The organism is Tenacibaculum sp. 190524A05c, assembly GCF_964036595.1.
GTDB lineage: Bacteria > Bacteroidota > Bacteroidia > Flavobacteriales > Flavobacteriaceae > Polaribacter > Polaribacter platacis.
Genome location: NZ_OZ038523.1, coordinates 3,829,274 through 3,853,039, shown reverse-complemented (window position 1 = coordinate 3,853,039; position 23,766 = coordinate 3,829,274). Strand labels below are relative to the sequence as shown.

The following is a 23,766-nucleotide window of genomic DNA, read 5'->3' as shown; positions in this document are numbered from 1 at the left end:
TATGAAAATAAGATGGTTTCTTTCTGTTTTATCGTTTTTGATATACTTTACAAGTTTTAGCCAAAACGGTGCTGACACCTGTGACAATGCAGAACCTATGTGTTCTGATAACTCGGGAGTGAAAATTTTTAATAATGTCACCAATATTCCCGATACTGGAGCTATAGGTTGTTTATTTAGTACTCCAAACCCGGCTTGGTTTTTCATTAGAGTTCAAAGTAGTGGAGATTTAAATTTTAGAATAATTCAATCTTCGAGCTTTGATGCAGGAGGTAACCCTAATGGAACACCAATAGATGTTGATTTTATTGCTTGGGGACCATTTAACTCTCCAGATTCCAACTGTACAAGTTTAGCCAATAACTGTTTGGACAGTTCAGGTAATTCTGTTACGTGTCCTGATAATGTTTCATCTCCCAATTTTTATATCAATAATACTGATATGACCAATATTATTGATTGTAGTTATGATGCTTCTTCTGTTGAGAATTTAACTATAAATAACGCTCAAGCTGGCGAGTTTTATCTTCTTCTTATTACTAATTTTGATAATGTCGCTGGTCAAATAAAATTGGAACAAACTAATTTTGGAGCAACAGGTGCAGGTGTAACAGACTGCTCTATTGTAGTTGGAGAATTAGGAGGAGACCAATCTATTTGTAATGGAACACCTGTTACTTTAGATGGAACTCCAGTAAGCGGAACGGCTACTTCTTTTGAATGGCAAATAGATACTGGTTCTGGGTTCACGACTATTCCAGGTGAAACAAACTCAACGTTAACCATTAATGATGATCGTTCTGGGATTTATAGAGTAATAATTACTGATAATACTGGAAATACTTCTATGGATGATGTAACAATTACATATTATCCTATTCCTGTTGCGAATTCCGTTTCTGATATTAATTTTTGTGATCCTGATTTAGATGGATTTAATAGTTTTGATTTAAATAACTTAGTATCACCTCAAGTATTAGGCTCTCAAGATCCAAATCAGTTTGAAGTGTTATACTTTTTAAGTCAAGCTGATGCTGACGCCAATATTATTCCAAACGCATTAAGTAATCCATATACTAATCCAACTCCAAATAGCAATCAAACAATATTCGCTCGAATTCACAATACTTTGGCTCCAGATGCTTGTTACGATACGACCCAATTTAATTTAACCGTATCTGCTCAACCAACAGGAAGTCAAGCAACAAATTACGAAGAATGTGATGATGTTGCGAATGGAGGTGACACTGATGGATTTTTTAACAATTTTATGCTATCAACTAAAGATGCGGAAGTTTTAGGAAGCTTATCTCCTACTACATTTAACGTTTCATATCATACAACTTTAACTGGAGCTCAAACCGATTCTTCTACTGATGCTATTGATAAAAACAATCCATATAGAAATGCAACGATCAATGCGCAAACAATTTATGTAAGAATTGAAAACATAGCGAATACAAATTGTTTTACGGTTTCAGATCCTGCTTCGACAACCTTTCAACCTTTTCAGTTAATTGTTCATCCTTTACCTGTTATTGCTAATAATCCAGCTTTGATTAACCAGTGTGATACAGATAGTGATCTTTCTACTTCAATTAATTTAACTCAGGCTGAAATTTCGATCTCTGCTAATCATACAAACGAAACCTTTAAATACTATCCAACTGAAGCAGATGCAATTGCAGATACAGCTGAAATTACAACTCCAATTACACATACAGCTTCTGATGGAGATTCTGTTTGGGTAAGAACTATTTCTAATCAAGGATGTTTTAGAATTTCTAGATTAGACATTACGATTTCTTTCGCAGGAGATGTAGCCTACAATCAAGAATTCACGTCATGTGATGATTTCTTAGATGCTGATGGAAATGATACTATAAACAATGACGATAGAGATGGAATTTCTAATTTCGATATTAGTCCGGCTATTGATGCTATTAGAAATCTATTTGATCCTGCTATCAGAAACGACTTAGATATTTTATTCTTTGAAACTGTTGCTGATAGAGATGCTGTAATCAATCAAATTCCTGATCCTACTAATTATAGAAACACTAATATTCCTGCTACTACACAGCAGTCTGTTTTTGTTAAGATTGTAAACCGAATTAATAATGATTGTACTGGACTTGGAGAATTCTTTATTAGAGTGCTTCCATTACCAGAGTTTGATGTAACCACTCCTCAAATTGTATGTTTAAACAATCCTTCTTTCATAGAGGCAGAAACACCAGATGGAACATATACCTACGAATGGAGAAGAAATGGAACTTTAGACGCTTCCTCTACTAGCGAAACTTTAAATATTACTCAAGAAGGAACTTATGAAGTTACAGCAATAAACACAACAACTTTATGTAGAAGAACTAGAAGAATAATTGTAAACGAATCTATAATTGCAACGCTTGCTGAAGATGATGTTACTATTATTGATGATTCTGCTAATAATAGCATTACGATAGATAACAGCAACAACAATCTCGGAATTGGTGATTATGAATTTGCTTTACAAGATGAAAACAGTGTTATCGTAAGAGATTTTCAGGATACACCAATGTTTGAAAACTTAAGTGGTGGTGTATATACTATTTTAGTAAGAGATAAAAATGGATGTGGTGTAGCTCAATTGGAAGTATCTGTATTAGAATTTCCAAAATACTTTACACCAAACGGAGATGGTGTAAATGACTTATGGGCAGTAAAAGGTGCAAGCACAACTTTCTATCCACAAAGTAGTATTCACATTTTTGATAGATATGGAAATCCAATCACAGAAATAGCTATTGACGGACAAGGTTGGGACGGACTTTATAATGGTAAAATATTACCATCAAATGACTACTGGTTCAATATTCAGTTAACAGATAGAAACGGAATTACGATCAATAGAAAAGGACATTTCTCTTTATTAAGAAAGTAAATCATTAATTCTCAATTAGAATAATTAATTTAGCTTTTTAATTCAAAAGTTAAATGAAGAAATTATTCATACTGGGGGTATACTTTATTTCGATTTCAATTTTTGCTCAGAAACAAGCCAACATTTGGTATTTTGGTCAAAATGCAGGTATTGATTTTTCTACTACTCCACCTACAGCATTAACAAATGGACAATTAAATACGGATGAAGGATGTTCATCTTTCTCTGATAAAGATGGAAATTTATTATTCTATTCTGATGGAATTAGAATTTTTAATAAAGATCATAATCTAATGACCTTTACTGACGGTTCTTTAGCTGATAATTTAGGAGGAAACCCGTCAAGTACACAATCAGGAATGATTATTCCTCGTCCAGGATCAGATACATTATATTATTTATTTACAGTTGGAACAAACTTCGTACCTAATGGAGTTCCTAGTAATCCTGGATTTAATTTCTACACAATAGACATGTCTAGAAATGGAGGCTTGGGAGAAATCGTAGATGGACCAGTGAATTTAGCAATCGACCCAATAAGTTCTCTAGACATTAGTACAGTTTGGTCGGAAAAAGTAACTGCAGTAAAAGGAAAAGACTGTGATACCTTCTGGGTTATTTCTTTCGCACAAGGCCAATTTTACTCTTTTAAAGTAGATGCATCTGGTGTTGATGTTTCTGGTGTTGTAGTTAGTAATGTGAACTTTAACACTACCGATAAACGTGGGTATTTACAAGTTTCTCCAAATGGTGAATTTATTGCATTTGCAGATTATCGCGCTGGACAACAAAATATAAACGGTACTTTACAATTATTTAATTTCAATAATGAAACAGGTGTAGTTTCTACTAATCCAATTACCTTAATTGGAGATAACCAAAATGAATCTCCTTACGGAGTAGCATTTTCTCAGCAATCCAATAAATTATATGCTTCAACATTTAACGGAACTAATTCTGTATATCAATTTGACTTAACTAATCCAGATATTCCATCAACCAGAGTTTTAATCAATTCCAAACAAGGGTTTAGAGGAGCTCTTCAATTAGGTCCAGATGGTAAAATTTACGCATCTGTTCCAAATAGTGATTATTTAGACGTTATTGATAATCCTAATGCTGACGGTAATGATGTTGTATATATTAATGATGCTATTTTCTTAAACGGACAATCTACTGCTCAAGGTTTACCTCCGTTTATTTCTTCGTTACTTTTACCAATTGAAATTACAGATACCGCAACGAACGAAATTCTAAATAATCAAACTATACAATACTGTTTTGGCGAAACCATTGAAATCTCACCAGAACCAATTACAGGAACGAATATTCAGTATGAATGGACTTTTGATAATGGTACTACTTCTACTGTAATTTCTAACCAACCGACACTTACTTTAAATAATTTAAGTACTAGTGATGACGGAACATATTCATTAGTCGTAACTTTAATTGACGATTGTAATAATGCTACCAATCTTGAAGGTTCCTTCGACATTGAAACTTTTGAACCAGCAAGTGTAAATACTATAAGTGATATAAACTTTTGTGACACGGATGGAGATGGTTTCAATACGTTTGATTTTGATACCGATATTACACCGATTGCTTTAGGAACGTTAGATCCAACTCAGTTTCAAGTATTATATTTCTTAAATCAAGTTGATGCTGATAATAATAACGTACCTAATGCAATTACAAGTCCTTATACAAACGCAACTGCTTTTCCATCAAACCAAGATATTTTTGTTAGAGTAAATAATATCGATGCGCCTGAAGCGTGTTTTGCTTCAACTCAGTTTACAATAAGCATAACAGCATTACCAGCTCCAAGTCAACCAACGAATTACGAAGAATGTGATGATGTTGCTAATGGGGGTGATACTGATGGATTCTTTAATAATTTTATGCTATCAACTAAAGATGCGGAAGTTTTAGGAAGCTTATCTCCTACTCTATACAATGTATCTTATCATACAACTTTAACTGGAGCACAAACGGATTCTGCTACTGATGTTATTGATAAAAATAATCCATATAGAAATACAACAATCAATTCGCAAACAATTTATGTGAGAATTGAAAACATAGCGAATACAAATTGTTTTACGGTTTCAGATCCTACTTCGGCAACTTTTCAACCTTTTCAGTTAATTGTTCATCCTTTACCTGTTATTGCTAATAATCCTGCTGTGATTAATCAGTGTGATACAGATAGTGATCTTTCTACTTCAATTAATTTAACTCAGGCTGAAATTTCGATCTCAGCTAATCATACAAACGAAACCTTTAAATACTATCCAACTGAAGCAGATGCAATTGCAGATACAGCTGAAATTACAACTCCAATTACACATACAGCTTCTGATGGAGATTCTGTTTGGGTAAGAACTATTTCTAATCAAGGATGTTTTAGAATTTCTAGATTAGACATTACGATTTCTTTCGCAGGAGATGTAGCCTACAATCAAGAATTCATGTCATGTGATGATTTCTTAGATGCTGATGGAAATGATAACATTAATAATGACGATAGAGATGGAATTTCTAACTTCGATATTAGTCCAGCTATTGATGCTATTAGAAACTTATTTGATCCTGCAATTAGAAACGACTTAGATATTTTATTCTTTGAAACTGCGGCTGATAGAGATGCTGTAATCAATCAAATTCCTGATCCTACTAATTATAGAAACACAAATATTCCTGCTACTACACAGCAGTCTATTTTTGTTAAGATCGTTAACCGAATCAATAATGATTGTACTGGACTTGGAGAGTTCTTTATTAGAGTACTTCCCTTACCAGAATTTGATGTAACCACTCCTCAAATAGTTTGTTTAAACAATCCTTCTTTCATTGAAGCTGAAACACCGGACGGAACTTACACCTATGAATGGAGAAGAAATGGAACTTTAGATACTTCTTCTACTAGTGAAACTTTAAATATTACTCAAGGAGGTACTTATGAAGTTACAGCGATAAATACAACAACTTTATGTAGAAGAACTAGAAGAATAATTGTTAACGAATCTATAATCGCAACGCTTGCTGAAGATGATGTTACTATTATTGATGATTCTGCTAATAATACAATTACCATTGACAATGGTAACAACAACCTTGGAATTGGTGATTATGAATTTGCTTTACAAGATGAAAACAACCTTATCGTAAGAGATTTCCAAGACTCACCAATGTTTGAAAATTTAAGTGGTGGTGTTTATACCATTTTAGTGAGAGATAAAAACGGATGTGGTGTAGCTCAATTAGAAGTATCTGTATTAGAATTTCCAAAATACTTTACACCAAACGGAGATGGAATCAATGATTTATGGTCAGTAAAAGGTGCAAGCACAACTTTCTATCCACAAAGTAGTATTCACATTTTTGATAGATTCGGAAATCCAATCACAGAAATAGCTATTGATGGACAAGGTTGGGACGGACTTTATAACGGAAAAACATTACCATCAAACGACTACTGGTTTAGTATCGAATTAACGGATAGAAACGGAAATCAAATTAGCAGAAAAGGAAACTTCTCTTTACTTAGAAAGTAAATAAGTATCCTTATTTTTGTGTAATGGATTTTCAATTAGTTTCAGATTTTCAACCTACTGGTGATCAACCTCAAGCAATAAAACAATTAGTTGAAGGAATAAATACTAACGAAAAGTATCAAACCTTGCTTGGAGTTACCGGATCTGGTAAAACATTTAGCGTGGCTAATGTTGTTGCTGAAGTGAACAGACCAACATTGGTTTTAGCTCATAACAAAACCTTAGCGGCCCAATTGTATTCAGAATTTAAACAATTCTTTCCTAACAATGCTGTTGAATATTTTGTTTCTTATTATGATTACTATCAACCTGAAGCATATATTCCTGTAACTGGAACTTATATTGAAAAAGATTTATCTATCAATGATGAAATTGAACGATTACGAATTAGTACTTCTTCTTCTCTTTTATCAGGAAGACGAGATGTATTAGTCGTTGCTTCTGTTTCTTGTTTATACGGTATTGGAAATCCTATTGAGTTCAAAAAGAATGTGATTCAAATTGAAGTTGGACAACAAATCTCTAGAACCAAATTCTTACACCAATTGGTAACTAGTTTATATGCTAGAACTGAAGTGGAAATTAAAAGTGGAACTTTCAAAGTAAAAGGAGATGTAGTTACCATTTATCCTTCCTACGGAGAAAATGGATATAAAGTACATTTCTTTGGTGATGAAATTGAAGAGATTGAATCTTTCGACTTAGAAAGCAATCAAATTGTTGAAGAATTCGAACATTTAAACATATATCCAGCTAACCTTTTTGTTACTTCTCCAGATGTTTTACAAAACGCTATTCATCAAATACAAGACGACCTAGTAAAACAATGTGACTATTTTTCTGAAATAGGGAAGCACTTAGAGTCGAAAAGATTAAAAGAACGTACAGAGTTTGACCTAGAAATGATTCGTGAATTAGGATATTGTTCTGGTATTGAAAATTATTCACGCTATCTAGATGGCAGACAAGCAGGAACTCGACCGTTCTGTTTGTTAGATTATTTTCCTGATGATTATTTAATGGTTATTGATGAAAGTCATGTTACCGTTCCTCAAGTGCATGCGATGTATGGTGGTGATAGAAGCAGAAAAGAAAACCTTGTTGAGTATGGTTTTAGACTTCCTGCTGCTATGGATAACCGACCATTGAAGTTTGAAGAATTTGAGGCATTACAAAATCAAGTAATTTATGTTTCAGCAACACCTGCAGATTATGAGTTACAAAAAACTGAAGGTGTATTTGTTGAGCAAGTAATTCGTCCTACTGGATTATTAGATCCTGAAATTGAGGTGCGACCTAGTTTAAATCAAATTGATGATTTAATTGAAGAGATACAAATTAGAGTTGAAAAAGATGAAAGAACTTTAGTTACGACTCTAACCAAAAGAATGGCTGAAGAATTGGCCAAATATTTGACACGAATTCAAATAAGATGTCGATATATTCATTCTGATGTTGACACTTTAGAACGAGTGGAAATCATGCAAGATTTACGTAAAGGTTTATTTGATGTACTCATCGGTGTAAACCTTCTTAGAGAAGGATTGGATTTACCAGAAGTTTCTTTAGTTGCAATTTTAGATACAGACAAGGAAGGATTCTTACGTTCTCATAGATCGTTAACACAAACCGTTGGTAGAGCTGCCAGAAATGTAAATGGTAGAGCTATTATGTATGCTGATAAAGTAACAAACAGCATGCAATTAACAATTGATGAAACCAACAGAAGAAGAGAGAAACAAATTAACTATAATACTAAATTTAATATTACTCCAAAGCAAATCAATAAAAAGATTGATAATACTTTAGCAAAGAATAATATTGCCTCGTACCACTACGATAATGCTACTAAGAAAGCAGCAGAACAAGATTTAGAGTTCTTACCTAAATCTGAAATCGAAAAACGTGTTAGAGATAAACGTAAACAAATGGAAGTCGCCGCTAAAAACCTAGACTTTATGGCTGCTGCTCAACTGAGAGATGAAATCGAAGTACTTAAAAAACAATTATAACCTATTCATTTATTTAAAAATCAGACTATGAAAAAAATTATTTACACTGTTCTAATCCTATTTTGTTATACTGTTAATTCACAATCTAAATTCGAAAAAGGATACTTTATTAACAATAGTGGAAATAAAACGGAATGTTTAATTAAAAATGAAAACTGGAAAAACAATCCGGAAACATTTGAATATAAACTTACTCAGAACACTGAAACTAAAAAGAATTCAATAAATAATGTTTCAGAATTTTCTATACCAGGAAAATTCAAATTTGAAAAACATTTATCTAAAATTGATAAATCAAGTAGTCTTGATTATCGCTTAAGTAAAGTTAGAGTTCCAGAATATGAAGAAAAAGAAGTTTTTTTAAAATTACTTGTAGAGTCTGATACTAGGTTATATGTGTATAGTGGTACAAACTTGACACGTTTTTTCTTTTCTAAAAATAAAGAGGAATTAGTTCCCTTAGTTTATAAAAGATATATTTCAGATTTAGGGGACATAAAAGTTAATGAACTTTTTAGGTATCAACTTAAAAAATTACTTCCTTGTAAAGGTCTAAATACCAAAAAGGTAAATTATTCTAGAAAGAGTTTAAAGGAGTATTTTCTAAGATATAATGAATGTAGTACATCTGACGAAATAGTTACTAAAAAAGAAACTGTCGATTACTCTAAAAATGAACTTAAAAGCTTTATTGAACTAAAAGTTAAAGCTGGTGCAAACTTTTTGACCAACTCTATAAAAGATGACACAAAACTTAATCCGACAATAGTTGGTGATTTTAGTAAAATGAATATTAAGTTTGGAGCAGAATTAGAATACTTTCTACCTTTTAACAATCATAATTGGTCAATAGTTCTTAATCCAAATTATCAGTCTTTGAACGAAAATGTAACGCTTTCAAACAGTCAAGAACCTTTAATTGGTGACTTCACTTATCACTTAGATTATAAGTCAATTGAAACTATGCTAGCTTTTCGAAAATACTTTTCAATTAGGAATAATTCAAAAATATTTATTGATCTAGGGTTTTCTTTTAATATTCCTTTTAGTTCAAAATTTACAATTCTTAGTAATAAGACAAACTCATTACAAAACTTTGAAAACATACCTTCTGCAGGCTTATTTACAGCTGGAATAGGATATAAATTAAACAATTTCTATATAGAAGGAAGGTATCACTCTGAACAAGATCTTTTAGGAACATTTACTAATGTTGAATCAAGATTAAGTTCAACCTCTATAATGGTCGCATATAGTTTATTCAGTTCGAAATAAACTTGTTTCATAAACAATAAAAAAGCTCACTATTGAAGTGAGCTTTTTTTGTTTAAATTTTTGTGGTTATTATCGGTTATAATGAAATCATTTTAACAGGAACGATAAACACCTTCTTTTCCGCTTTGCTGGTTAACTTTTTGTAATTTAACCTAGACTTTATGAATGCTTCTATAGTTTCTTTGTTCCCTTCTGAATACACAGATAAAACTACTATTTCATTATTGTTATTCACAGCTAACTTCACTTTAACAAAAAAGTTCTGCTCAACTGGGAAATTTGGGTTCGCTAATAACTTCTGAATCTGCTTTGAGATTACTGAAATTTTTACTTTGTCCTCTACTGGATTCTTCTCATTTGCTGAAACCGTGTTACTGAACGCGATTAATACAGCTACTAATAAAATTTTAATTGATTTCATAGTGATCGTTTTTTATTGTTTATATGTTTTAAATTATTTTAAACAACTTTCGTTTATTATGATCCTAATAGTCTTGCAAGACGATGTAAAATTACATGCGATTATTCACAACTATGTTATCTAAAAATTAACAAAAAACCCCGTGTTTACTAACGAAAACGCTATAGTTGAGATTCTTTTTGTCATAAAAAATAGTGTTGAAAATCAGTTTTTATTAATCTTTAAAAAAGATTCAATTAAAAATCGATAAATGTTAAAAATCTGAATGATTTATTGTCGAAGTAATGCCTATTTCATAAATGTTTTAAATCATTAAATTACATTTAATTTACATTTACGAAACTATTTGTTAACATTAAAAATTAACGAAAACGTTTTACAAACGGAATTCTATTAAATATAAATCAACAAAATAGGCAAAAACCTCATTTTAAAAACACAAAAAACATCAATATTTAGATATCATTGAATATTTTTCAATAAAAAAATCTCACCGAATTGGTGAGATTTCAATTTCATTTATAAGTCTAGTTTATAATGACACCATTTTAATAGGTAACGTATATATACTAGATTTTACATTACTTTTCAATTTCTTATAATTTAGTCTCGACTTGATATAAGATTCTATAAGTTCTTTATCATGAGCTGCCTCTACAGATAATACCACAATTTCATTATTATTGTTAACTGTAAATCTAACCGTAATTGATGAGTTTCTTTCTACAGGAAAACTTGGGTTTTCTAATAACTTTGAAATTTGCTTTGAAATAACAGTCATTTTGACCTTGTCTTCTGTTGGGTTCGTGCTAGCTAAAATTACATTACTAAACATAATTAAAATTGCTACTAATACAAATTTGATTGATTTCATAGAGTTTGTTTTCGAGGGTTAAATGTTTTTTGATTTTTTCGTTTATATTTTGATTTGCAAACCATTACAAATGTATTTCAAATCACAAACCTCTACGTTATGAGATACTTATGAAAAGCCAAAACAATAGTTATTTAAATGTTCCTTTAATGTTTTGTGCATTAAAATCAGTAACATTATAATAAACAGCTATAAGTCATCAGATTGATTACTTCGAATATAAAACACTTATTTAAGTGGAGTTGTAGCTTTAGACCTACAGAGAAATCAAAGTTTTGTCAAATTTATCCCATAAAAAAACCTACTTCTTTCAAAGTAGGCTTCTTCAATATTTAAGTAAGAATTAATTTACATTGGTTCGTATTATGCACTTAATACTTCTCCAACTTTGTCAGCAGCTTCTTGGAATTCAGTAGCTGAAATAATTTCCATTCCGCTGTTATCGATTAATTCTTTTGCTTCTTTAGCATTAGTTCCTTGTAAACGACAAATAATTGGAACATTAATTCTATCTCCCATGTTCTTATATGCGTCAACAACACCTTGAGCAACACGATCACAACGAACGATTCCTCCAAAAATGTTTACTAAAATTGCTTTTACGTTTGGATCTTTTAAGATAATTCCGAAAGCTGTTTCAACACGTTTAGCATCAGCAGTTCCTCCAACATCTAAGAAGTTTGCAGGATCTCCACCAGCTTGCTTAATTAAATCCATAGTTCCCATTGCTAATCCAGCTCCGTTTACCATACATCCAACATTTCCATCTAAATCAACATAGTTTAATCCTGCTGCTTTAGCTTCTACTTCAATAGGATTTTCCTCACGCTCATCACGCATTTCTGCATAATCTTTGTGACGGTATAATGCATTTTCATCTAAAGTAACTTTAGCATCTACCGCTAAAATTTTATCATCAGAAGTTTTTAATACTGGGTTAATTTCAAATAAAGCCGAATCAGACTTTACATAAGCTGTATATAATGCAGTAACGAATTTTACCATTTCTTTCATTGCTCCACCGCTTAAACCTAAGTTAAAAGCAATCTTACGAGCTTGGAATGGTAATAATCCTGTACCTGGATCAATCTCTTCAGTAAAAATTAAGTGTGGAGTTTCTTCAGCAACCGCTTCAATATCCATACCTCCTTCAGTAGAATACATAATCATGTTTCTACCTGTAGCACGGTTTAATAAAACCGACATATAAAATTCATTTGGCTCGCTATCACCTGGATAGTAAACATCTTCAGCAACCAATACTTGGTTTACTAACTTTCCTTCAGCTGATGTTTGAGGTGTAATTAACATCATTCCAATAATATCATTTGAAATGCTTTTTACTTCGTCCAAGTTCTTAGCTAACTTAACTCCTCCTCCTTTTCCACGACCACCTGCGTGAATCTGAGCTTTAATTACGTGCCAACCAGTTCCTGTTTCTTCAGTTAATTTCTTTGCAGCTTCAACTGCTTCTTCTGGAGTACTAGCAACTATACCGCGTTGTGTGCGAACGCCAAAACTACTTAATATTTCTTTACCTTGATATTCGTGTAAGTTCATTCGATATGAATTTTTAAAGTCGAACAAAAATACGAATTCAAACGAAACTACCGAGGCTTTATCGCATTAAATAATTATCATATTCAACTATTTTTTAACGGTTTTTTAAGAAACATGGCTCTCAAAAAATGTAACACTCGAAAATTTAACAGGTCTTTACTGTAATTAACAAGAATTTACAATTCTAGATACCCAAACATATCTACTATTGTTAATTGAAAAACTATTACAGCATAAATCAAAAATTTCAATGAAAAACTATCATCTACTCCTGCTATTCACTTTTTTGGGTCTATCCATTGCTCAAAGTCAAGTAAATCAAAATAGAAAAAAGTTAAGCGCAACAAGAACAAATACTCCTCCAAAAATTGATGGAGACTTGAATGATGATGCTTGGAAAAATGTTCCAGTTGCCAAGGATTTCGTTCAGTTTCGACCAGATAACGGCGTAGCCGAATTAGCTGATTATAAAACTGAAGTAAAATTAGTCTATGATGATAATGCCGTTTACATTTCTGCCAAAATGTTAGATCCAGATCCATCAAAGATTCCAGCAGAATTTACAAATCGTGATAATTTTGGAAACTCTGATTTTTTTATGGCAATGATTAATCCTATTGATGATGGACAAAATCCTGTTATGTTCATTGTTACAGCTTCAGGAGTTCAAATTGACTCTAAAGTTTCAAATGGAAACAACGAAGATTACAACTGGAGTGCAGTTTGGGATAGTGATTTTAAAATCACTGATTTTGGATGGTCAGTGGAAATGAAAATACCATATCGAGCATTACGTTTTGCCAATAGTGATGTTCAATCTTGGGGAATGAATTTTCATAGAGAAGCTAGAAATATTAATACTAGATATACTTGGAATTATATTGATAATGAAGTTGGAAGATGGACACAATATGATGGTTTAATTGAAAATTTCAGAAACATCTCTCCTCCTACTCGTTTAAACTTATATCCGTATGCTTCTGTTATTACCAGAACAGAAGGAAATCATACAGTTGCAGATTGGAGTGTTGGAATGGACGTTAAATATGGACTTTCAGAAAACTTTACATTAGATGCTACTTTAATTCCTGATTTTAGTCAGGTTGGTTTTGATGATGTACAATTAAACTTAGGTCCGTTTGAACAGCAATTTACAGAACAACGTCAGTTTTTCACTGAAGGAACAGAATTATTTACAAAAGGACGATTATTTTATTCGAGAAGAATCGGTGGTTTTCCAACAGATCAGTTCGATGTAGGTGGAAACTTACGAGATGATGATGATTTTGTGAATGGGAAGAAGGTAAATGAAGAAATAGTTGATTATCCTGGAAAGGTACAAATGTTGAACGCCATTAAAATTTCAGGTAGAACAAAAGACGGTTTGGGAATTGGTTTCTTTAATGCAATTACAGAAAAAACAGAAGCTACTATTGAGCGCACAGAACAAACTCAAGTTGGTACCGATGTAATTACTACTAAAAATCAATATAAAGTTACTACTGAACCTTTTGCCAACTATAATATAATGGTATTAGATAAGCAGTTCAATCAGAATTCTTCTATTACTTTAATTAATACAAATGTTACTAGAGACGGAAGATTTAGAGATGCGAATGCTACGGGATTACTATGGCATGTTGAAGATAAATCGAGTACATATAATATTGATGGTAGTTTTAGAGCTACGCATATTAGTGATGATCCTACAGAAACTACTCCAGGATACAGTTTTGATACCAGTATAGGAAGACAATCTGGAAAATGGAGATGGGAAATTGGTTATAACTTCGAAAACAAAGATTTCAATCCAAATGATTTGGGAATCTTATTTAGTAATAACGAGCAAACGATTTATGGTTTCACAGGATATAGACAATTAAAACCTGTTGGAATATTCAACAATTTCGGAATCAATTGGTGGTATAATGTAAACTTCTTACATAAATCAGGAGTGTATACAGGAACAAGTACAGGAGTTTCATTTTGGTCAGAAACTAGAAATCGTTTCAACTTTGGTGGAAACATCAACTTCAGAACAACGTCTAAAGATTTCTTTGAACCGCGACAAGGAAGTACATCGGGTATTTTCTTTGAAAGACCAATGCGATTAAATATCAATCATTGGGGATCGACAGATTACAGAAAAAAACTAGCCATTGATTACAACTGGTATTACACATTCTTTAAAGGAATTCCTAAAAATTCTTATGGATTTAGATTCGGTCCACGATACAGATTTAACGATCAATTCTCTTTAAATTACTCTTTCAGATATAATCAAGTTGATAATGATTTAGGATATATTGATAGTAATAATGGTGATATTATTTTTGGAGAGAGAGATAGAACTACCTATGAAAATACAGTTTCAGGAAAATATAGTTTCAATACCAACTCTTCCTTATCTCTGTCTTTCAGACACAATTGGAGTAAAGTTCCTTATAAAGATCAGTTATTTAGTTTAGATACAAGTAATGGTCAATTAGTGCCAACAACTTTTACAGGTGATTATGACAGAAACTTTAATAGTTGGAATTTAGACTTGAACTATTTTTGGCAATTCGCTCCTGGAAGTCAATTAATCGCATTTTACCGTAATTCTATTAATCCAAGTGCAACTTTTGCTCCTGCTGATATTAGTTTTACTGATAATATAAATCGTTTATTCGATGAATCTATGATGCATACATTCTCTTTGCGTCTAGTATATTTCATCGACTACAATGATATTAAGAACGTATTGTTTTAAAATCAATAATTAGTTTTGTTTATTCAAATCAGATAAGTTCTACTTGTCTGATTTCTTTTTTTTACATTCGTACATCTTAATCTTTACTAATGATTACTGGAAAAAATATACATAAGCAATACGGAGAAGTTCAGGTTTTAAAAGGTGTTGATTTACATATCAAACAAGGTGAAATTGTTGCTATTGTTGGTCCTTCTGGTGCAGGAAAAACAACATTACTTCAAATATTAGGAACGTTAGACAAACCAGAATCAGATATTCCATACGAGCTATCTATCAACAATACAGTAATTAAAGGACTAAGGGATAAAGAAATATCTGCTTTCCGAAATCAACATATTGGTTTTATATTCCAGTTTCATCAATTATTACCGGAATTTACAGCTCTTGAAAATGTTTGCATTCCAGCATTCATTGCTAAAAGACCAAAAGCTGAAGTTGAAAAACGAGCTAAGGAATTATTAGATTTTTTAGGATTATCTCATAGAATTCACCATAAACCAAATGAACTTTCTGGTGGAGAACAGCAAAGAGTTGCAGTTGCTCGAGCTTTAATCAATAATCCTTCAGTAATTTTTGCTGATGAACCTTCTGGTAATTTAGATTCTAATTCAGCGGAAAATTTACATGAGCTATTCTTTAAACTTCGAGATGAATTCGGACAAACATTTGTTTTAGTTACTCACAATAAGGAATTAGCTGAAATGGCTGACAGAACATTAAAAATGAAAGATGGTGTTATTGTAGAATAACAATATATCTTTAATAAAATCTCTATTAATGTTCATAGAAAATGTACCAGAAAGCTACACCACTTCATATGATGTAAATAAAAACTTATTTATTTATGATTTAAAGATGACCGAAGCTTCAATTAAAACTAAGGTCAACCTCAACATGCATATGTTTAGTTTTTTGCAAGTGGGTAAAAAACAAGTGCATTTTCCAGATTCAGCTGTTATTGTAGATAATAAACAATCACTCTTAGTCAAAAAAGGGAATTGTTTATGGAGTGAATTATTAGATAAAGAGAATACATATTTCTGTAAGTTATTATTCTTCTCGGAACAGCAATTAATCGAGTTTTTAAACAAGCATGTTCAAAAGAATATAACCGTTAAAGAAGATTCTTCTTATTTTATTATAGAAAATGACGCTTACATTTCTACCTATTTAAGCTCATTAACCTCAATCACAAATTCATCTAACAAAAGTATTGAGAACTTACTTGTAAATAAGTTTGAAGAATTGTTGTTATACCTACAAAGTAAATATCAAGAACAATTTGAATCTTACTTATTTTCATTAGTTAATAAAGAAAAGAAATCTTTTAAACACCATGTAGAGCAAAATGTTTATTCTTCATTATCTCTAGAAGAAATTGCTTTTTTATGCAACATGAGTTTATCAACCTTTAAGCGTCATTTTGCCAAGGAATATGGTTTATCTCCGGGTAAATGGTTTAGAGAACAACGCTTAACAAAAGCTAAAACACTTTTGGAAGAAGGAAAATTCAAACCTTCAGATATTTATTTGGATTTAGGATATAGCAATCTTCAAAACTTTAGTAGTGCTTTCAAAACCAGATTTGGTTTTTCTCCTTCAGAAGTTTAAAATTGACCTTTTTTCATAACAACATGGACTTTAATCGTTAACTCGTTCTTACAGTCTAAATCTATTTTTGCAGCTGAAATTAAATACTAAAAAAATAGAATTTATGAATATTACTTTAGAACAAGCAGAAAAAATAATTGTTGCCGCTAAATCTAAATCTCGTGAATTGAACACAAAAATGAATATTGCGATAGTAGATTCCGGTGCCAACTTAATTGCTTTTGCTCGTATGGATGGAGCTTGGTTAGGTTCTTTAGATATTTCAATTAAAAAAGCAAAAACAGCTCGTTTTTTTGATATGGATACGGGAATAATCGGTGAATTATCACAACCTGGTGGTTCTTTATATAATATCGAACATTCCAATAATGGATTAATCACTTTCCCTGGAGGTGTTCCTATAAAAGATGCCGATGGAAACGTAATTGGAGCAATTGGAGTAAGCGGTAGTTCAGTTGAAAATGATCATGCGGTAGCAAAAGCTGGAACTGAAGTTATTTAAACTAAAATCAGTTATAGAGATTTTTTTATTGGGGACTTTTTAGTCCCTTTTTTTTATTCTGAACAAACAATTAAGACAGTTTAGTTATTATCTCTTCGAACTAGGTTTTATTGTTCTTAAGTAATAATGGATTTTTTACCTTAATTTTAGCATAAATATTATTTCTATGATTTGCATTTCGTGCGGTTATGATCATGATGAAAAGTTTTGCCCGAATTGTGGTGAAAAACGAGATACTCAAAAAATTACATTTGGTTCAACCATAGAAAGTACTTTTGCTACTATTACAAACATGGACAAAGGATTTCTTTACAACATAAAGAACCTTACGATTAGACCAAAAACGACCATTGAAGAATATATTAGAGGAAAAAGAAAAGGGATTTTTAATCCTGTTTCATTTTTGATTCTATCGATTACTGCTTACCTTATTGTTGAAGCTTTTTTTAAAGCTAAATCAATCATTCCTGAAGAAAAAGTTAATCTTGTAAAAGGTAACTTAGGGTATAAAATTGGTGCTAGCGGAGGTTCATTTATTTACAATTACTTCAAGTTTTTTTGGATTTTTACCGTAATCCCTCTTTCATTTATTACAAAGTTGTTTTTTAAACGTTTTAACTTTGTTGAGCATATTGCTATTAACTCCTTTATTTTAGGGCAAGTTACTTTAATAATTGGTTTATTATCATTTATCATATTCAGATTTCCTTTACTATTCAACCCTTTTATTTATGTTACCTTAATATGGTATATTTATAAAGTTTTTTATAATCCTAAATACAAATCAGATTCATTAATAAAAGCATTTACAAGTATTCTTTTATTTATAGTAATTTTATTCTCTACGGTTATACTAATAGGATTAATCAAACTTATCTAAAATAATCTATCAAATGAAAAAAATCCTTTTACTACTCGTTCTTACTGTTACTACAACTTTATTTTCTCAAGATAAAAGAGTCCCAGTTGATACAACTGTTGTAACTTCATATTCAGCAACAATCAACGGAAAGAAAATTACCTACAAAGCTCAGACAGGAACACAACCTGTTTTTGATGCTAACGGAAATGTAAAAGCAACTTTATTTTATACTTATTACTACAGAACAGATGTTACGCGAAGTGAAGATCGTCCGATTATAATGTCATTTAATGGAGGTCCAGGTTCTGCCTCTGTTTGGATGCATATCGCGTATACAGGTCCGAAAACCTTAAAAATTGACGACGAAGGAAATCCTATTCAACCATATGGAATTAAAGACAATCCTTATTCTGTTCTTGATGTTGCAGATATTGTTTTTATCAATCCTGTAAATACGGGTTATTCTAGACCTGTTGTAAAGAAGGACGAAAAAGTTGACAAAAAATACTTTTTTGGTGTAAATGCAGATGCAAAATACTTAGCAGATTGGTTAAATACTTTCATTACAAGAAATAACAAATGGAAGGCTCCAAAATATATTATTGGTGAAAGTTATGGTGGAACTCGGGTAATGCAACTGGCTTACGAATTACAAAGTAGACAATGGATGTATTTAAATGGAGTTATCATGGTTTCTCCAGCAGATTATAAACTTATACGTACTGGAGCCTCAGAAGATTATGCTATTAATTTTCCTTATTACACAGCTGCGGCTTGGTATCACAAACAACTTCCTAGAGAATTACAACAAAAAGATTTATTAGAAATTCTTCCAGAATCAGAAGATTTCGCTATTAATAAATTACTCCCAGCTCTAGCTAAAGGTGGATATATAGGAGAAACAGAAAAAAATAATATTGCTGAAAAAATGGCTTATTATTCTGGAGTAAAAAAAGAAGTGATTCTAAGACATAATTTAGAACTACCTAAAGCCTATTTCTGGAAGGAATTATTGAGAGATAGAAATGGAAAAACCATTGGAAGATTAGATAGTAGATATTTAGGTCTTGATAGAACTGAAACTGGTACAAGACCAGATTATAGTCCTGAATTGGTTTCTTGGTTACATTCCTTTACACCGGCTATTAACTATTACACACAAAATATTTTAAAATTTAAAACTGATGTAAAATATAACATGTTTGGACCAGTTCATCCTTGGGATTTTTCTAATGACAATTCAAGAGAAAACTTGAGAAAAGCTATGGCTCAAAACCCGTACCTACATGTATTAGTACAATCTGGTTATTACGATGGCGCGACCACATATAGTGCCGCAAAATATACTATGGGAAAAATCGATCCAAGTGGAAAGTTAAAAGATCGAATGAGTTTTAAAGGCTATAGAAGTGGGCATATGATGTATTTAAGAAAAGAAGATTTAGAAAAAGCCAATCAAGATTTAAGAGCATTCATTTTAAAGAGTTCTAAAAATGTTGGTGCTGCGAAATATTAATATCGTTTGTAACATTTGTTAAATTTCATCTACTTATACATCAAACAATTTATATGAGAGAAACCTTTAATGAGCTAATTGCCTATCTAAAAAATCCAGTATTAACACAAGACGAAAATACAGATAACGGTTATAGAACTAAGAAATTTTTGCATCTATTAATTATAAGTATAATTACAAGTGCCGTAATTATGCCTATCTTCGGATTAATTGAATCTTCTGGCTTGGTAGATATGAATCAACATGCCATGGAAGAAATGATGAATCAATTTCCAAAAGCAGTAATTTTTTTCTTAGCTGTGGTTTTTGCTCCTTTATTTGAGGAATTAATTTTTAGAGCACCACTTACACTTTTTCATAATCCAACATATTTCCGACCAGCATTTTACATATTTGCTGTTTTATTTGGATTAGTACACATTACTAATTTCACTATAACTAGTAATGTATTATTATTAGCTCCGATTTTAGTTTTACCTCAAACCATTTTAGGTGGATACTTAGGTTTTATAAGAGTTCGTTTTGGATTACAATGGAGTATTTTATTACATGCTTGTTATAATGCTTTCTTTATTTTAATTAGTTTTGCCAGCGATTTAGTTTAAGCAGGTGACACAAAAAGAACTTAAAGAATTTTTAGATGAAAAAGCCGCCCTTTATGAAAACATAGATTTCATCGAGAGTGATCCAATTCAAATCCCACATCAATATACTTTAAAAGAAGATATTGAAATTGCTGGTTTTTTATCCGCTACAATTGCGTGGGGAAATCGTAAGATGATTATCAATAACGCTTCTAAAATGATGGAGTTGATGGGTAATTCTCCTTATGACTTTGTGATGAATCATACCCAGGATGATTTGGAAAAGTTTGATGGTTTTGTACACAGAACATTTAATGCTGAAGATTTTAAATTCTTCATTCAATCCTTACGTAATATTTACATCGAACATAAGGGTTTGGAAACTGTTTTACTTCCTGGAGATAACGACAACTATCAATTGGCAATTAGTAATTTCAAGAAAATCTTTTTTGATATTCCGCATTTACCAAGAACCCAAAAACATGTTTCAGATCCAGTGAAAGGTTCCGCAGCGAAACGAATAAACATGTATTTACGTTGGATGGTTAGAGATGCCAAAAAAGGTGTGGACTTTGGTATTTGGAAATCACACAATCCAGCTCATTTGCATTGTCCACTTGATGTGCACACCGGAAATATTGCAAGAAAACTAGGTATTCTAAAGAGAAAACAAAACGATTGGAAATCAATTCAAGAATTAGATTCAATACTTAGAAAATTTGACAAATCAGATCCTGTAAAATATGATTTTGCTTTATTTGGATTAGGTGTTTTTGAGAAGTTTTAGCTCAATTTATTTGCTTACATTTGAGAATCAATCAAATTTAAGTTTTATGCGATATAAAATTTCGTTAGCACTTGCTCTTGCTAGTTTTATTACTGTTTTTTCTCAAAACATAAAATCTCCATCTCAATTTTTAGGATATCCTTTTGGTTCTCAATTCACCAGACATCATGAAGTAGTCGATTATTTCAAATATTTAGCTGAAAATTCAGACAATCTTGTATTGGAAAACTATGGTAAAACGAATGAACGAAGAACACTTCAAGTTGCATTTATATCTAGCAAAAGTAATTTAGAGAATATTGAATCGATTAGAAAACAACATTTAACTAATGCTAATCTAGCAAACACTTCTGGGTTAAAAGATAAAGCGATAGTTTGGTTGAGTTACAATGTACATGGAAATGAAGCTTCTGCTACTGAAGCATCAATTTTAACAGCGTATAAATTACTTACTGAAAAACAAGCTTGGTTAGAAAATACTATTGTAATTATTGATCCATGTTTAAACCCTGATGGTAGAGATCGTTATGTGAACTGGTTCAATCAAGTAAAAAACAGAAATGTAAATCCAAATCCTTTAGCGTTAGAGCATAACGAATCTTGGTTACAAGGTAGACCAAATCACTACTTATTTGACTTGAATAGAGATTGGGCTTGGGTTACACAAGTTGAATCTCAACAACGATTAAAAGTCTACAATAAATGGATGCCACATATCCATGTAGATTTCCATGAGCAATACTATAACAATCCATATTACTTTGCTCCTGCTGCAGAACCTTTCCATGAAATTATCACAAAATTCCAAAGAGATTTCCAAGGAGAAATCGGAAAAAACAACGCCAAGTATTTTGATAAAGAAGGTTGGTTATATTTCACAAAAGAAAGCTTCGATTTATTATACCCTAGTTATGGTGATACCTATCCAACATTTAACGGAGCAATTGGTATGACTTATGAACAAGCGGGACATGGAAGAGCTGGTTTAGGAATTAAAACAAATGAAGGTGACGTTTTAACCTTAAAAGATAGATTGACACATCATACAACAACGGGATTATCAACAGTTGAAATGGCTTCAAAAAACGCAAGCAAATTAAATGCTGAATTCACAAAGTACTTTAATAATAGAAGTTTCAAATACAAATCGTACGTACTTCAAGGAAATTCAGATAAAATTGATGCTTTAAAGAAATTATTGGATCGCCATGAGATTAAATATGGTAAAACTAATTCTCCATCAGTTACAGGATTCGTGTATAACAAAAATAAAAACGGACAGTTAAAAGTAAATGGTGATAACATTAGTATTTCTACAAATCAACCTAAAGGAAAACTAATTGAAGTTTTATTTGAACCTAAAACTAGAATCAAAGATTCTCTAACATATGACATCACTTCTTGGTCTTTACCATATGCTTATGGATTAAATGCTGTTGCTTCTAAAAAGGAAGTTGCTTCAACTACTGCAAATTCTAGCAATAATGCTGTAGCTAAAAATAATGTGTATGCTTATGTTTTTGATTGGAATCATATTTCAGATGCGGCTTTATTAACTGATTTTTTACAACATAAAATCAGAGTAAGAACTACAAGTAAAGCCATGGATAATAGTAATCAAAAATTAAAACCAGGTTCACTTATTGTTACTAAAAGAGACAATAAACACTTGAAAAACTTTGATGACTTAGTCTTCAAAATAAGTAAAAAGCATCAAAAAGAGAACAAACATATTACTACTGGATTATCAACAAATGGAGTTGATATGGGATCGTATAGTGTTACTGAAATAAAAAAGAAAAAAATAGCCGTTTTAGGAGGAAAAGGGATTTCTACTTTAAGTTATGGTGAAGTTCGTTACTTCTTGGAACAAGATTTGAATTATGATTATAGTGCTATTCGAACTAGTGACTTATCTGCTCAGGTATTATCTAAATTCAATATTTTAATTCTACCAAATGGAAGTTATTCTGGAATTTTAAGTAAGGATAAATTAAAGACTTTAAAATCTTGGATTAGTAAAGGTGGAAAAGTGATTTCTATTGGATATGCAAACCAAGTTTTTGCAAATAGTAAGGAATTTGGATTAACAACCAAACAAACTAAAAAGAAGAAAGACACTGCTAAAACTGAACCTAAAAAACGTGTTTACGCGGAATCTGAAAGAGAACAAATTAAGAACCTAATTACGGGGGCTATTTTTAAAACTCATGTAGATACAACTCATCCTTTAGGTTTCGGATATGATTCTGATTACTTCACCCTAAAACTGGGAACAAGTTCTTTTGATTACTTAAAAAGAGGTCATAATGTAGTTACGCTTGATGATAACACATTAATTGCTGGATTTGCAGGTAGTAAAACATTAACTAAGCAGAAAAAGTCATTAATTTTTGGAACTGAAAATATTGGACGTGGTCAAGTTATCTATTTAGCTGACAATCCATTATTTAGAGGTTTTTGGGATAATGGTAAACTTTTCTTTGCAAATGCCTTATTTATGGTTAAATAATGTTAA

General features: G+C 31.5%; 16 protein-coding genes. 13 read left to right on the top strand and 3 right to left on the bottom strand.

What is annotated here, in order from left to right:
* Window position 1 precedes the first annotated feature (1 nt).
* Genes ABNT61_RS17295 through ABNT61_RS17280 form a run of 4 tightly spaced genes read left to right on the top strand, consistent with a single transcriptional unit; the run spans window position 2 to window position 9,776 of the window.
* Window positions 2–2,926: a T9SS type B sorting domain-containing protein gene (locus ABNT61_RS17295; protein ID WP_348744127.1), complete on the top strand. Its 2,925-nt coding sequence runs from the start codon at window positions 2–4 to the stop codon at window positions 2,924–2,926.
* A 53-nt stretch (window positions 2,927–2,979) separates the two neighbouring features.
* Complete coding sequence (locus ABNT61_RS17290; protein ID WP_348744126.1) at window positions 2,980–6,489, top strand: T9SS type B sorting domain-containing protein; 3,510 nt, start codon at window positions 2,980–2,982, stop codon at window positions 6,487–6,489.
* Between the two features lie 23 nt (window positions 6,490–6,512).
* Entirely contained in the window at window positions 6,513–8,501 is a 1,989-nt protein-coding gene (gene uvrB / locus ABNT61_RS17285) for an excinuclease ABC subunit UvrB (protein ID WP_348744125.1), read from the top strand.
* A gap of 27 nt (window positions 8,502–8,528) precedes the next feature.
* Window positions 8,529–9,776, top strand: a complete 1,248-nt coding sequence (locus tag ABNT61_RS17280; protein WP_348744124.1) for an outer membrane beta-barrel protein — start codon at window positions 8,529–8,531, stop codon at window positions 9,774–9,776.
* Window positions 9,777–9,852: 76 nt separating this feature from the next.
* Here ABNT61_RS17280 and ABNT61_RS17275 read toward each other — a convergent pair whose 3' ends face one another.
* The 3 genes from ABNT61_RS17275 to sucC form a co-directional block, all read right to left on the bottom strand.
* Window positions 9,853–10,197 carry a hypothetical protein gene (locus tag ABNT61_RS17275; RefSeq protein WP_348722208.1) on the bottom strand — a complete coding sequence of 115 codons (345 nt, stop codon included), beginning with the start codon at window positions 10,195–10,197 and terminating at the stop codon, window positions 9,853–9,855.
* A 532-nt stretch (window positions 10,198–10,729) separates the two neighbouring features.
* Window positions 10,730–11,071 carry a hypothetical protein gene (locus ABNT61_RS17270; protein WP_348722210.1) on the bottom strand — a complete coding sequence of 114 codons (342 nt, stop codon included), beginning with the start codon at window positions 11,069–11,071 and terminating at the stop codon, window positions 10,730–10,732.
* 363 nt (window positions 11,072–11,434) lie between these two features.
* Entirely contained in the window at window positions 11,435–12,631 is a 1,197-nt protein-coding gene (sucC, locus tag ABNT61_RS17265; RefSeq protein ID WP_348709483.1) for an ADP-forming succinate--CoA ligase subunit beta, read from the bottom strand.
* Window positions 12,632–12,881: 250 nt separating this feature from the next.
* Here sucC and ABNT61_RS17260 point away from each other — a divergent pair, with 250 nt between their 5' ends.
* The 9 genes from ABNT61_RS17260 (at window position 12,882) to ABNT61_RS17220 (ending at window position 23,760) form a co-directional block, all read left to right on the top strand.
* Window positions 12,882–15,383, top strand: coding sequence for a DUF5916 domain-containing protein (locus ABNT61_RS17260; RefSeq protein ID WP_348744123.1), 2,502 nt, complete (start codon window positions 12,882–12,884; stop codon window positions 15,381–15,383).
* A gap of 89 nt (window positions 15,384–15,472) precedes the next feature.
* Window positions 15,473–16,135 (top strand): ABC transporter ATP-binding protein, encoded by a 663-nt coding sequence (locus ABNT61_RS17255; protein ID WP_348744122.1) that lies wholly within the window; start codon window positions 15,473–15,475, stop codon window positions 16,133–16,135.
* Window positions 16,136–16,163: 28 nt separating this feature from the next.
* Window positions 16,164–16,997 carry an AraC family transcriptional regulator gene (locus ABNT61_RS17250; RefSeq protein ID WP_348744121.1) on the top strand — a complete coding sequence of 278 codons (834 nt, stop codon included), beginning with the start codon at window positions 16,164–16,166 and terminating at the stop codon, window positions 16,995–16,997.
* Between the two features lie 103 nt (window positions 16,998–17,100).
* The gene (locus ABNT61_RS17245) at window positions 17,101–17,499 is read left to right on the top strand and encodes a heme-binding protein (protein ID WP_348744120.1); all 399 of its coding nucleotides are present in this window, start codon (window positions 17,101–17,103) and stop codon (window positions 17,497–17,499) included.
* A gap of 166 nt (window positions 17,500–17,665) precedes the next feature.
* Entirely contained in the window at window positions 17,666–18,379 is a 714-nt protein-coding gene (locus ABNT61_RS17240) for a DUF3667 domain-containing protein (RefSeq protein ID WP_348744119.1), read from the top strand.
* A gap of 13 nt (window positions 18,380–18,392) precedes the next feature.
* Window positions 18,393–19,877, top strand: coding sequence for a S10 family serine carboxypeptidase-like protein (locus tag ABNT61_RS17235; protein WP_348744118.1), 1,485 nt, complete (start codon window positions 18,393–18,395; stop codon window positions 19,875–19,877).
* A gap of 53 nt (window positions 19,878–19,930) precedes the next feature.
* Entirely contained in the window at window positions 19,931–20,482 is a 552-nt protein-coding gene (locus tag ABNT61_RS17230) for a CPBP family intramembrane glutamic endopeptidase (RefSeq protein ID WP_348744117.1), read from the top strand.
* A 4-nt stretch (window positions 20,483–20,486) separates the two neighbouring features.
* Window positions 20,487–21,248 (top strand): TIGR02757 family protein, encoded by a 762-nt coding sequence (locus ABNT61_RS17225; RefSeq protein WP_348744116.1) that lies wholly within the window; start codon window positions 20,487–20,489, stop codon window positions 21,246–21,248.
* 46 nt (window positions 21,249–21,294) lie between these two features.
* Window positions 21,295–23,760: a M14 family metallopeptidase gene (locus ABNT61_RS17220; protein ID WP_348744115.1), complete on the top strand. Its 2,466-nt coding sequence runs from the start codon at window positions 21,295–21,297 to the stop codon at window positions 23,758–23,760.
* Window positions 23,761–23,766 lie beyond the last annotated feature (6 nt).

What these genes read in the sequence shown, in the direction of transcription:
- ABNT61_RS17295 (WP_348744127.1), top strand. Translation starts at nt 2, where the DNA reads ATGAAAATAAGATGGTTTCTTTCTGTTTTATCGTTTTTGATATACTTT.
- ABNT61_RS17290 (WP_348744126.1), top strand. Translation starts at nt 2,980, where the DNA reads ATGAAGAAATTATTCATACTGGGGGTATACTTTATTTCGATTTCAATT.
- uvrB (WP_348744125.1), top strand. Translation starts at nt 6,513, where the DNA reads ATGGATTTTCAATTAGTTTCAGATTTTCAACCTACTGGTGATCAACCT.
- ABNT61_RS17280 (WP_348744124.1), top strand. Translation starts at nt 8,529, where the DNA reads ATGAAAAAAATTATTTACACTGTTCTAATCCTATTTTGTTATACTGTT.
- ABNT61_RS17275 (WP_348722208.1), bottom strand. Translation starts at nt 10,197, where the DNA reads ATGAAATCAATTAAAATTTTATTAGTAGCTGTATTAATCGCGTTCAGT.
- ABNT61_RS17270 (WP_348722210.1), bottom strand. Translation starts at nt 11,071, where the DNA reads ATGAAATCAATCAAATTTGTATTAGTAGCAATTTTAATTATGTTTAGT.
- sucC (WP_348709483.1), bottom strand. Translation starts at nt 12,631, where the DNA reads ATGAACTTACACGAATATCAAGGTAAAGAAATATTAAGTAGTTTTGGC.
- ABNT61_RS17260 (WP_348744123.1), top strand. Translation starts at nt 12,882, where the DNA reads ATGAAAAACTATCATCTACTCCTGCTATTCACTTTTTTGGGTCTATCC.
- ABNT61_RS17255 (WP_348744122.1), top strand. Translation starts at nt 15,473, where the DNA reads ATGATTACTGGAAAAAATATACATAAGCAATACGGAGAAGTTCAGGTT.
- ABNT61_RS17250 (WP_348744121.1), top strand. Translation starts at nt 16,164, where the DNA reads ATGTTCATAGAAAATGTACCAGAAAGCTACACCACTTCATATGATGTA.
- ABNT61_RS17245 (WP_348744120.1), top strand. Translation starts at nt 17,101, where the DNA reads ATGAATATTACTTTAGAACAAGCAGAAAAAATAATTGTTGCCGCTAAA.
- ABNT61_RS17240 (WP_348744119.1), top strand. Translation starts at nt 17,666, where the DNA reads ATGATTTGCATTTCGTGCGGTTATGATCATGATGAAAAGTTTTGCCCG.
- ABNT61_RS17235 (WP_348744118.1), top strand. Translation starts at nt 18,393, where the DNA reads ATGAAAAAAATCCTTTTACTACTCGTTCTTACTGTTACTACAACTTTA.
- ABNT61_RS17230 (WP_348744117.1), top strand. Translation starts at nt 19,931, where the DNA reads ATGAGAGAAACCTTTAATGAGCTAATTGCCTATCTAAAAAATCCAGTA.
- ABNT61_RS17220 (WP_348744115.1), top strand. Translation starts at nt 21,295, where the DNA reads ATGCGATATAAAATTTCGTTAGCACTTGCTCTTGCTAGTTTTATTACT.